Annotated in this window: 3 protein-coding genes; all 3 read left to right on the forward strand. The window is 70.0% G+C overall.

What is annotated here, in order from left to right:
- On the forward strand, positions 1–7,793 hold a 7,793-nt coding region (locus G4D83_RS38365; RefSeq protein ID WP_163869875.1), incomplete at its 5' end, for a non-ribosomal peptide synthetase.
- Between the two features lie 13 nt (positions 7,794–7,806).
- Positions 7,807–9,462 (forward strand): cyclic peptide export ABC transporter, encoded by a 1,656-nt coding sequence (locus tag G4D83_RS38370; protein WP_163869876.1) that lies wholly within the window; start codon positions 7,807–7,809, stop codon positions 9,460–9,462.
- 38 nt (positions 9,463–9,500) lie between these two features.
- Positions 9,501–11,490 (forward strand): condensation domain-containing protein (locus G4D83_RS38375; RefSeq protein WP_163869877.1); only part of this gene is annotated, 1,990 nt, incomplete at its 3' end.

Consider the following 11,490-nt stretch of genomic DNA (forward strand, 5'->3'; position numbering starts at 1 on the left):
TCGACTCCGACTGGCACCTGGTGGCTCGCCAGCCCACCACTTCGCCCCAGGCATTCACCCACGCCGACAGTCTGGCGTACGTCATGTTCACCTCGGGCTCCACCGGGCAGCCCAAGGCCGTGGCCATCGCCCACCGCGGTATCACCCGCCTGGTGCTCGGCAGCTCCTTCATCCATTTCGGGCCCGAGGAGGCCTTCCTCCAACTGGCCCCCATCTCCTTCGACGCCTCCACCCTCGAAGTCTGGGGCGCCCTGCTTCATGGCGCACGCCTCGTGCTCTTCCCCCCGCATTCTCCCACGCTGGAGGAGCTGGGGGCGGTGCTGGTACGCAAGCGCATCACCACGCTCTGGCTGACGGCCGCCCTCTTCGAGCAGATGGCGGTGCACCAGCCCCAGGCCCTGGCCTCCGTGCGTCAGGTGCTCACCGGAGGTGACGTGCTGCCAGCGCAGCGCGTACGCGAACACCTGGCCCGCCTCCCCGAGGGGGCTGTCCTCGTCAATGGCTACGGGCCCACTGAGAACACCACGTTCTCCACTTCGCATTCACTGCGCCGCGGTGACTCCGTGGGCGCTTCGGTGCCCATTGGCCGTCCGATCGCCAACTCCACCACCTACGTGCTGGACGCCAGTCTGCACCCGGTGCCCGTGGGAGTCCCTGGCGAGCTCTACGTCGGCGGAGATGGCCTGGCCTGGGGATACCTGGGCCAGGCCGCGCTCACCGCCGAGCGCTTCGTGCCACACCTCTTTTGCACCGGGCAGCGGCTCTACCGCACCGGTGACAAGGCGCGCTGGCGGGCCGATGGCATCCTGGAGTTCCTGGGCCGCACCGACTTCCAGGTGAAGGTGCGTGGCTTCCGCATCGAGCCAGGCGAGGTGGAGGGCACACTGCTGTCGCATCCGACCGTGCGCCAGGCCGTGGCGCTCGTGCGCGAAGACGTGCCCGGAGACAAGCGACTGGTGGCCTACGTCGTCGCGCCGGAGGCGGACGCCTCGGTCCTCAAGGACGCCCTGCGCCAGAAGCTCCCAGAGTACATGCTGCCCTCGGCGCTCGTACTCCTCGACTCCCTGCCCTTGACGGCCAACGGCAAGGTGGACCGCAAGGCGCTGCCGATGCCGGAGGTGCACCCGGCGGAGCCCGAGTCCTTCGCCGTCCCGCGCACTCCCACCGAGCTGACACTCGCGGCCATCTTCTCCGAGGTGCTGAACGTCCCCCGGGTGGGCCTGCACGGAGATTTCTTCGAGCTGGGCGGCCACTCCCTGCTGGCCACCCAGCTGGTCTCCCGCGTGCGCGCGGCCTTCCAGGTGGAGCTGGCCCTGCGCGAGATGTTCGAGGCGCCCACCGTGGAGGGGCTCGCCCTGCGCATCGCGGCCCTCCAGGCCGATGACGGAGGAGGCGCCCGGGTGCCCGAGCTGACGCGCGCCGCTCGCGACGGTGCGCTGCCGCTGTCCTTCGCCCAGCAGCGCCTGTGGTTCCTCCACCAGCTCGAACCCGACAGCGCCTTCTACAATGTCCCCATCGTCCTGACGCTACAGGGGCCTTTGTCGGAGAAAGGGCTGGAGCACGGCTTCCAGGCGCTGGTGCGCCGCCACGAGTCCCTGCGCACCGTCTTCCGCACCGAGAACGGGGCCCCCGTGCAGGCCGTCCTCCCGACGGGCTCGTTGAAGCTGGAGCGGGTGGACTTGAGCTTCCTGCCCGAGGCCGAGCGCCAGGCGGAGGCGCGGCGCCGGGCCGAGCATGAGGCCGTGCGTCCCTTCAACCTGGAGACCGGGCCGCTGCTGAGGATGACGCTGCTGAGGCTGGCCCCCGAGGAGCACGTGCTGGTGCTGGTGCAGCACCACATCGTCTCCGACGGCTGGTCCCTGGGCGTGCTGGTGCGCGAGATGAGCGCCTTCTACGAGGGCTTCAGCCAGGGCCGGCCCGCGTTCCTGCCGGAGCTTCCGGTGCAGTACGCCGACTACGCGGTGTGGCAGCGCGCCTGGCTGCAGGGCCCGGTATTGGAGGCGCAGCTTGGCTGGTGGAAGGAGCACCTGGGTGGCGCACCGCCGGCTCTGGAGCTGCCCACCGACTTCCAGCGCCCCGCCGTCCAGTCCTTCCGGGGCGCCGCGGCTCCCGTTCAGCTGTCGCGCCCGTTGTCCGAGGCGCTGAAGACCTTGTGCCAGGAGGAGGAGGTCACCCCCTTCATGGCCCTGCTGGCCGCCTACCAGCTCCTGCTGTCGCGCTACTCGGGCCAGGAGGACATCACCGTCGGTTCGCCCATCGCCGGCCGCCGCGTCGCCGCGCTGGAGGGCCTCATCGGCTTCTTCGTCAACACGCTCGCGCTGCGCACGCGCCTGGAGGGCAACCCCTCCTTCCGCCAGGTGCTGGCACGCGTGAAGGAGACCACCCTCGGCGCCTTCGCCCACCAGGATATCCCCTTCGAGAAGCTCGTCGAGGAGCTCGCTCCGGAGCGCTCCCTGGGGCACTCGCCCCTGTTCCAGGTGATGTTCGCCCTGCAGAACGCCCCCATCGGGGAGCTCCGGCTCCCGGATTTCTCCATGCGGCCGCTCCCCCTCGACAACGCCACCGCGCGCTTCGAGATGGAGCTGAGCCTCTCGGAGACTCCGGACGGCTTCGTTGGCGAGCTGACCTATTGCCGCGACCTGTTCTCCTCCGCCTACGCCCAGCGCTTCACCCGCCACTTCGCCATTCTGCTGGAGGGACTCGTCTCCCAGCCGGAGCGGCCCTTCCACCACCTGCCGCTGCTGTCCGTCGAGGAGCGGCAGACGGTGCTGGTGGACTGGAATCACTCCCCCTCCAGCTACCCGCGCGACGCCACCATCCCCGAGGTCTTCACTCGCAAGGCTGCCTCCGCGCCCGAGGCCATCGCCGTCGAGTACGGCGCGCAGCGCCTCACCTACCGTCAGCTCGACGAGGCCTCCAACCGCTTCGCCCACCTGCTGCGCGCCCGCGGCGTCGGTCCCGACTCCCGCGTGGCCCTCGCCCTGGAGCGCTCGCTGGAGCTCATCGTCGCGCTCCTGGGCATCCTCAAGGCCGGTGGCGCCTACGTCCCGCTGGACACCGCCTATCCCCGCGAGCGCCTGGCCCTCATGCTGGACGATGCGCGTCCCGCTCTGCTCGTCACCACCCGGGAGCAGCTCGCGCGCCTGCCCGCGGAGCACCTTCCCACCCTGCTCGTCGAGGAGGCCGCTGAGGCGCTGGCCCACGCACCCGCCCTGGCCCCGGTCAGTGGAATCTCCGCCCGCAACCTCGCGTACATCGACTTCACCTCGGGCTCCACGGGCCGGCCCAAGGGCGTCTGCATCGAACACCGCTCCGTGCTGCGCACCGTCATCGATGCGCGCTACGCCGACATGGGCCCCGAGCACACCTGGCTGCTCATGGCCCCCATCTCCTTCGACGCCTCCACGCTCGAAATCTGGGGGCCGCTGCTCAATGGCGGCCGCCTCGTCGTCTTCCCCGCCGACGCGTCTCCCAGCGACATCCACGAGTTGGGGCGGGTGGTGCAAGGCCATCGCGTCACCAGCCTCTTCATCACCACCAGCCTCTTCATCCAGTTGGTGGACGGCAACCTCGAGGGGCTGCGCGGCGTGCGCCAGCTCATGACGGGCGGCGACATCAACTCCGCGCCTCACATCCGCCGCGCCATCGAGACGCTGGGCATCCCGGTGCTCGCCGTCTACGGACCCACCGAGTGCACCGTCTACACCACCTTCTTCCCCATGGCGCACGCCTCCGAGGTGCCGCCCTCCGTCCCCATTGGTCGGCCCGTTCCCCAGACCCGGGTCTACGTGCTCGACCGCTACCTGCAGCCCGTGCCCCGGGGCACTTCCGGCGAGCTGTATGTCTCCGGTGACGGCCTGGCGCGTGGATACCTCCAGCACCCCGCGCTCACCGCGGAGCGCTTCCTGCCCGACCCCTTCAGCGCCACGCCTGGCGCTCGCATGTACCGCACCGGCGACGTGGGCCGTCACCGCGCCGACGGGGCCGTGGAATTCGTTGGCCGCGCCGACTTCCAGGTGAAGGTGCGCGGCTTCCGCATCGAGCTGGGTGAGGTGGAGGTCGTCCTCCACTCCCACCCCGAGGTGCGTGAAGCCATCGTCATCGCCCGCGAGGACTCGCCGGGCATCAAGCGGCTGGTGGGCTACGTCACCGCCAGGACGGCCTCGCTGGACACCCTCGCCCTGCGTGCCTTCCTCCAGCAGCGGCTGCCCGAGTACATGGTGCCCTCGGCCCTCATGGTGCTGGAGGCGCTGCCCCTCACACCCAACGCCAAGGTGGACCGAAAGGCCCTGCCCGCGCCGGAAGCCCGGCCCGGGTTCCGCCCCTTCGTCCCGCCCGCCACCGCCACCGAGGTGCGCCTGGCCGCGCTCTGGTGCGAGCTGCTCGGCCTGTCCGAAGTCAGCGCCCTCGACGACTTCTTCGAGCTGGGAGGCCACTCGCTGCTGGCCACCCGCATGGTGTCGCTCGTGCGCGCCACCTTCCAGGTGGAGCTGCCCCTGCGCGCCCTCTTCGAGGCCTCCACGCTCCGCGCGCTCGCCCAGCGGGTCGACGCCGCCCTCCAGGCGGGCCAGGGCGTCTCGCTGCCTCCGCTCACCCGGGTGCCCAGGACGGACGCGCTGCCGCTGTCCTTCGCCCAGCAGCGCCTGTGGTTCCTCCACCAACTCGAGCCTGGCAGCCCGTTCTACAACATGCCGATGCCCGTCCGGGTGCGAGGACAGCTCAACGTGTCCGCGCTCCGGAGCTGCTTCACGGAGCTCGTCCACCGCCACGAGGCCCTGCGCACCACCTTCCACAACGTCGATGGCCAGCCCGTGCAGCGCATCCTGCCGCATGTGGACTTCCCGTTGGCCCAGGTGGATCTGCGAGCCATCCCGGAGCCGCAGCGCACCGAGGAGGTCCGGCGGCTGACGGCCGAGGATGCCCGCCGTCCCTTCTCGCTCGCCCACGGGCCGCTGCTGCGCGCCTTGCTGCTGCGGCTCGGCGAGCAGGAGCAGGTGCTGCTGCTCAACATGCACCACATCGTCTCCGACGGCTGGTCCATGGGCGTCCTCATCCGCGAGGTCGGGGCCCTCTACGAGACCTTCTCCACCGGCCAGCCCTCGTCCCTGCCCGAGCTGCCCGTGCAGTACGCCGACTACTCCGTCTGGCAGCGCTCGTGGCTCCAGGGCGAGGCCCTGGAGTCCCAGCTCTCCTGGTGGCGCCGGCAGCTCGCGGGCGCTCCGCACGCGCTGGAGGTCCCCACCAGCAGGCCACGCCCCGCCGTCCAGTCCTTCCGCGGTGCCTCGCTGCCGGTTCGCCTGCCCCGGGAGCTGTCCGACTCCCTCGACGCGTTCTGCCGGCGCGAGGCCGTCACCCCCTTCATGGCCCTGCTGGCCGCCTTCCAGGTGTTGCTGGCCCGCTACTCGGGCCAGGACGACATCAGCGTGGGCTCGCCCATCGCCGGCCGCCGCGTCGCCGAGCTGGAAGGCCTCATCGGCTTCTTCGTCAACACGCTCGTGCTGCGCACCCGCCTGGAGGGCAACCCCTCCTTCCGCCAGGTGCTGGCGCGCGTGAAGGAGACCACCCTCGGCGCCTTCGCCCACCCGGACATCCCCTTCGAGAAGCTCGTCGAGGAGCTGCAACCCCCGCGCGATCAGAGCCGCAATCCGCTCTTCCAGGTGATGTTCACCCTGATGGACGAGCCAGACGCCGGAGTGCTCGGGGGTGGGCTCCAGCTCCAGCCCCTGGATATGGACAACGGGACGGTGCGGTTCGACCTCGTCCTCTCGCTCGGCCGCGGCGCCGAGGGGCTCGCGGGCGCGCTCGAGTACAGCACGGACCTCTTCGAGGCCGGCACCATCCAGCGCATGGCGGGCCATCTGCGAGGTCTGCTGGAGGCGGTGCTCGCCGCGCCGCAGCGGCCGGTGGCCGAGCTGTCTCTCATGGACGAGCGGGAGCGCCAGCGCGTCCTCATCGAGTGGAACGATACGCACGTCAGCTTCCCCGCCAGCGCCTGCATCCACCACCTCTTCGAGGCCCAGGTGGACCGCACCCCGACGGCCACCGCCGTGGTCTTCGAGGACACGGCACTCACCTTCCGGGAGCTCGACGCGCGCGCCAACCAGCTCGCGCGGCACCTGCGGGCCTCGGGCCTCGGCGTGGAGGAGCGCGTCGGACTGTGCGTCGAGCGCTCGCCGGACATGGTGGTCTGCATGCTCGGCGTGCTGAAGGCGGGCGGCGCCTTCGTGCCGCTCGACCCGGGGCTGCCCGCCGAGCGCCTCGCCTACATGGTCGAGAACTCCGGTGCCCGCCTCGTCATCACCCAGGCGCACCTGAAGTCCGCGCTGCCCGGCAACGTGTCCACACTCTGCCTCGACACGGAGCAGGGAGTCCTCCAGGCCCTGCCCACGGCGCGCCCGGCCACCTCCGCCTCGGCCGACACGCTGGCCTACGTCATCTACACCTCCGGCTCCACCGGACGCCCCAAGGGCACGCTGCTGGTGCATCGCGGCCTGTGCAACACCGCGCTCGCGGCGGCGAAGTTCCACCGCTTCCACCCCGGCAGCCGCATCCTCCAGTTCGCCTCGTTCGGCTTCGATGCCTCCGTGTGTGAGGTGTTCTCGTCCCTGATGGCCGGCGCGTGCCTCTTCCTCGCGCCGAAGGAGCAACTGCTGCCGGGCGCTCCGCTGCGCTCGCTGCTGCGGCGCCATGGCATCACCGCCGCCACCCTCACGCCTTCCGTGCTCGCGCAGCTCGAGCCCGAGGAGCTGCCCCTGGAAGTCGTCATCTCCGTGGGCGAGGCGTGCACGCCCGAGCTGGCGCGGCGCTGGGGAGAGCGGGTGTGCCTGCTCAACGCCTACGGCCCCACCGAGGCCACCGTCTGCGCCACCATCAGTGAGCCGCTGCGGCCGGGGGACGTGCCCACCATCGGACGCCCCTGGGACAACGTCCAGGTGTACATCCTCGACGAGCAGCGGCGGCCCGTGCCCGCGGGCCTTCCGGGGGAACTCTGCATTGCTGGCGTGGGTCTGGCGCGCGGCTACCTCGGCAACCCCGCGCTCACCGCCGAGAAGTTCGTTCCCCATCCATTCGCTTCGCGGCAGGGGGAGCGGCTCTACCGCTCCGGAGACCGGGCCCGCTTCCTGGCGGATGGGCGGATCGAGTTCCTGGGCCGCATCGACAACCAGGTGAAGCTGCGCGGCTTCCGCATCGAGCTGGGGGAGATCGAGGCCACGCTGCACGGCCACCCCTCCCTGCGGGACGCGGCCCTGGTGCTGCGCGAGGACGCGCCCGGGGAGGCGCGTCTGGTGGCCTACGTGGTGCCCGCTGGCGCTGCCCCTCCCGATTCCGGGGCCCTGCGTGACTTCCTGCGGCGCCAGTTGCCCGAGTACATGGTGCCCTCGGCCTTCGTGTCCCTGCCGGCGCTGCCCCTGGGCTCCAGTGGCAAGGTGGATCGCCGGGCGCTGCCCGCTCCCGGGGGCACGTCGTCCGGAGCGGGCACCCCCTACGTGGCGCCGCGAGACGAGGTGGAGCAGCAGATCGCCGACATCTGGGCCGAGCTGCTGCGCGTGGAGCGCGTCGGCATCCACGACAGCTTCTTCGACCTGGGAGGCCACTCGCTCCTGGCCACCCGGCTCGTCGCCCGCTTGTGGACGGTCTTCGACGTGGAGCTGCCCCTGAGGCAGCTCTTCGAGAAGCCGACGGTGGCGGACGTGGCCCTGCTCATCCTGGCGGCGCGCGCGGACCAGGTGGAGCCAGAGGAACTGGAGCAGATGATGCAGGCGCTGAAGCGAGCGGAAGGAAGCGGAGAATGAGCGCGGAGAAGTCATGCTGAAGCTGCTCGTCATGCTGCTCCGCACCTCGCGGAGCTCGTTGCTGACCACCCTCCTCTTCGGCCTCGCGTCCGGCGCGAGCAGCGCGGCGCTGCTGTCGGTCATCAATCAGGCGCTGGCACGGCCCGAGGAGGAGCGCCTGCGGCTGGGGCTGGCCTTCGGCGGCCTGGCGGTGCTGGCGATGTTCACGCGCGCCGGCTCGCAGATGCTGCTCAACGGCATGCACCAGAACATCGTCATGGACCTGCGGCGGAGACTGGCACGGCAGTTCCTGGCCATCTCGCTGCGCCACCTGGAGCAGACGGGCTCGCACCGCCTGCTGTCGTCCATGTCGAGCGACACCGTCATGGTGGGCGTGGGGATGACGGCCTTGCCCGAGTTCTTCATCAGCATCACCATCGTGACGGGCTCGCTGATCTACCTGGCGTGGATCTCCTGGAAGATGCTGCTGGTGGTGCTGGGCTTCCTGGCGGTGGGAGGCCTTGCCTACTCACAGGCGACGTCCCCCGCCGTCAAGCTGCGCCAGCAGGTGCGCCAGCTCGAGAACGGGCTCTTCAAGCGCTTCCTCTCGCTGATGGATGGCGCCAAGGAGCTGCGGTTGCACCGCCCGCGCCGCATCGAGTTCCTGGAGCGGGTGTTCGATCCCCTGGTGCGAGACATCCGCGGGAAGTGGGTGCGTGCCGAGAACCTCTTCGCGCTGGCCAGCAGCGGGGGAATGTTCGTCTACATGGTCATCATCGGGCTGCTGCTCTTCGTGGTGCCGCTGTTCTCGCCGGTCTCCCAGGCAGCGCTGGTGAGCTACACGCTGGTCATCCTGTACGTGCAGCAGCCGCTGAACTCCATCCTCACCACGGTGGCGTACGTGAACCGGGCCGTGGTGGCGCTCGAGAACCTCCACAAACTGGGGCTGACGCTCACCCCGGAGAACGAGACGCCATGGGCGCTACCGCCGGAGACCCCGGCGCGCCTGCGCGCCTTCCAGCAGCTCGAGCTGCGCGGCATCACCCACACCTACCGCCGAGAGAATGAGGATGGCTCCTTCACCCTGGGCCCCATCGACCTGACGGTGAAACGGGGTGAGTTGCTCTTCCTCGTGGGTGGCAACGGCAGCGGAAAGACCACGCTCGCCAAGCTCCTCACCGGCCTGTATGCGCCCGAGGCCGGGGAGCTGCTCGTGGATGGCACGCCCATCCGGAACGAGGAGCGGGAAGAGTACCGGCAGCTCTTCTCTGCCGTCTTCTTCGACTTCCACTTGTTCGATCAGCTTCTGGGACTGGGCTCGCCCGAACAGCTCGATCAAGCGCGGCATTACCTGTCGAAGCTGCTGCTGGACCGCAAGGTGCAGATCCAGGACGGCAGCTTCTCGACCACCGAGCTGTCCCAGGGCCAGCGCAAGCGCCTGGCGCTCCTCACGGCCTCCCTGGAAGACCGGCCGTTCTACATCTTCGATGAGTGGGCGGCGGACCAGGATCCGAGCTTCAAGGAGGTCTTCTACAAGGAGATTCTCCCGGACTTGAAACGCCTCGGGAAGACGGTGCTCGTCATCAGCCACGACGACCGCTACTTCGGGCTTGCCGACCGGTTGCTCCACCTCGAGGCGGGCCGCCTGACTCCGCTGGAGCAACCGCGTCTGGACCAGGTCGGCACCTAGCCACGGCAGCGCGCCAGGAATCCCCAGGAGTCATGTCGATGAGCGACACGCAGCGGAAGCTAGCGGAACTCACGCCGGAGCAGCGCGCGCTGCTGATGCGGCAGCTCAAGCAGCGGGGGGCGAAGTCCTCCTCGTATCCGGCACTCACCCGCCGGCCCGGGGATGGGGCTTCTCCGCCGCTGTCCTTCTCCCAGCAGCGCCTGTGGTTCCTCGATCAGCTCGAGCCTGGCAGCGCCGCCTACAACATGCCCGTGGCGCTCCAGCTCGATGGCGCGCTCCGGGTGGACGCCCTGGAACAAGCGCTGTCCGAGCTCGTCCGCCGCCACGAGTCGCTGCGCACCTGCTTCAAGTCCGTCGAGGACACCCCCGTCCAGGTCATCTCGCCGCCCGCGTCCCTCGTGCTGTCGGTGGTGGACCTCTCGTCCCACGAGAGCCGCGAGGCCGAGGTGCACCGGCTCGTCGAGCAGGAGGCATGCAAGGCCTTTGACCTCGCGAATGGGCCGCTGCTGCGCGCCTCGCTGCTGCGTTTGGATGAACGCGAGCACGTGCTGCTGCTGACGATGCACCACATCGTCTCCGACGGCTGGTCCATGGACGTGCTGGTGCGGGAGATGGCCACCCTCTACGCGGCCTTCTCCGCGGGCCAGCCCTCGCCCCTGCCCGAGCTGCCGGTGCAGTACGCCGACTTCGCCGTGTGGCAACGCTCGTGGCTTCAGGGAGAGGCCCTGGAGGCCCAGCTCGCCTGGTGGCACAAGCACCTGGAAGGCGCACCCGCCGCGCTGGAGCTGCCCACCGACTTCCAGCGCCCCGCCGTCCAGTCCTTCCGGGGCGCCTCGGCTCCCGTTCAGCTGTCGCGCGAGCTGTCCGACGCTCTCAAGGCTCTGTGCCAGAAGGAGGAGGTCACCCCCTTCATGGCCCTGCTGGCCACCTTCCAGCTCCTGCTCTCGCGCTACTCGGGCCAGGAGGACCTCACCGTCGGCTCGCCCATCGCCGGCCGCCGACGCGGAGAACTGGAGGGCCTCATCGGATTCTTCGTCAACACGCTCGCGCTGCGCACCCGCCTGGAGGGCAACCCCTCCTTCCACCAGGTGCTGGCGCGCGTGAAGGAGACCACGCTCGGCGCCTTCGCCCACCAGGACATTCCCTTCGAGAAGCTCGTCGAGGAGCTCGCCCCGGGACGCTCCCTGGGGCACTCGCCCCTGTTCCAGGTGATGTTCGCCCTGCAGAACATTCCTCAGGAGGAGCTGCGGCTCCCGGGATTCTCCCTGCGTCCGCTGCCGCTCGACAACACCACCGCGCGCTTCGATCTGGAGCTGGTGCTCGCGGAGGCTCCAGACGGCTTCTCGGGCGAGCTCATCTATCGCCGCGAGCTGTTCTCCTCCGCCTTTGCCCAGCGCTTCACCCGCCACTTCGCCATTCTGCTGGAGGGGCTCGTCGCCCAGCCGGAGCGGCCCTACCACCACCTGCCACTGCTGTCCGCCGAGGAGCGGCAGACGGTGCTGGTGGACTGGAATCACTCCCCCTCCAGCTACCCGCGTGACGCCACCATCAACGACGTCTTCGAGCGACAGGTCGCCGCCACTCCCGAAGCCATCGCCCTGGAGTACGGCGCGCGGCGCCTCACCTATCGCCAACTCGACGAGGCCGCCAACCGCTTCGCCCACCTGCTGCGCGCCCGCGGCGTCGGTGCCGACTCCCGCGTGGCCCTCGCCCTGGAGCGCTCGCTGGAGCTCATTATCGCGCTCCTGGGCATCCTCAAGGCCGGTGGCGCCTATGTCCCGCTGGACACCGCCTACCCCCGCGAGCGGCTGTCCTCCATGCTGGAGGACGCGTGCCCCGCCCTGCTCGTCACCACCCGGGAGCAGCTCTCGCGCCTGCCCGCCGAGCACCTTCCCACCCTCCTCGTCGAGGAGGCCGCTGAGGCACTGGCGCATGCACCCGCCCTGGCCCCGGTCAGTGGAATCTCCGCCCGCAACCTCGCCTATATCGACTTCACCTCGGGCTCCACAGGCCGCCCCAAGGGCGTCT

The sequence above is a fragment of the Myxococcus eversor genome (genome assembly GCF_010894455.1).
GTDB classification, from domain to species: domain Bacteria; phylum Myxococcota; class Myxococcia; order Myxococcales; family Myxococcaceae; genus Myxococcus; species Myxococcus eversor.

Excerpts from the sequence above, each read along its gene's own strand:
- G4D83_RS38370 (WP_163869876.1), top strand. The coding sequence starts at position 7,807 with ATGCTGAAGCTGCTCGTCATGCTGCTCCGCACCTCGCGGAGCTCGTTG.